1 protein-coding gene and 3 tRNA genes are annotated in these 865 nt (G+C 56.4%); all 4 read right to left on the bottom strand.

The window, feature by feature from the left end; translation table 11 throughout:
* Positions 1–309 (bottom strand): GTP-binding protein (locus DXT59_RS09190; RefSeq protein WP_240324455.1); only part of this gene is annotated, 309 nt, incomplete at its 3' end.
* Positions 310–371: 62 nt separating this feature from the next.
* Positions 372–446, bottom strand: a tRNA-Thr gene (locus tag DXT59_RS09185).
* 15 nt (positions 447–461) lie between these two features.
* A tRNA-Gly gene (locus DXT59_RS09180) sits at positions 462–535 on the bottom strand.
* Positions 536–581: 46 nt separating this feature from the next.
* Positions 582–667 (bottom strand) — tRNA-Tyr (locus DXT59_RS09175).
* Between the last annotated feature and the right edge of the window lie 198 nt (positions 668–865).

Genomic DNA, 865 nt, shown 5'->3' with positions numbered 1-865 from the left:
GATTGCGCCGTCCATCTGCGCCGCGCCCGTGATCATGTTCTTCACGTAGTCGGCGTGGCCCGGGCAGTCAACGTGTGCGTAGTGGCGGTTCGCCGTTTCGTACTCGATGTGCGCCGTGTTGATCGTAATGCCGCGTGCTTTTTCTTCCGGTGCCGCGTCGATTTCGTCGTACTTCTTCGCTTCGCCGCCGAACTTCGCCGACAACACCGTTGCGATAGCTGCCGTCAGCGTCGTCTTACCGTGGTCAACGTGACCGATCGTGCCGACGTTCACGTGCGGCTTGGTCCGCTCAAACTTACCCTTGGCCATTTTCGACTCCTAAGAGGATTTTCCGTATGTTGCGCCGCACGCAAACAATCAATGACAGCTACTGGTGCCCATGGGCAGGATCGAACTGCCGACCTCTCCCTTACCAAGGGAGTGCTCTACCACTGAGCCACATGGGCAGTACTTCTTGGCATTGGAGCGGGTGAAGGGAATCGAACCCTCGTCGTAAGCTTGGAAGGCTTCTGCTCTACCATTGAGCTACACCCGCTAGGGCCTTCGCGATTCCCTGCTGCCGCACCACGGCTTGCATATTCTGGTGGAGGAGGTTGGATTCGAACCAACGTAGGCGTAAGCCAACAGATTTACAGTCTGCCCCCTTTAGCCACTCGGGCACCCCTCCGCAGAGAACGGACAATTATGAAGACAACATCGCACGATGTCAAGCTTTTCGCGCGAGCTTCATTGTTCGACGCTCTCACTTATAGGTAAGTTTTTCCGACGAGCAAAAGCAAAAAACCCCCGAGAGCGCGGTGGCTGACGGGGGTTCTTAGCATGAGGAGCCTGACGATTACCTACTTTCACACGGGCAATCCGCACT

The sequence above is a fragment of the Trinickia diaoshuihuensis genome, assembly GCF_003390925.1.
Lineage (GTDB): Bacteria > Pseudomonadota > Gammaproteobacteria > Burkholderiales > Burkholderiaceae > Trinickia > Trinickia diaoshuihuensis.
Note: the sequence above shows the minus strand (reverse complement) of the source record. Positions and strands in the feature narration are given on the sequence as shown.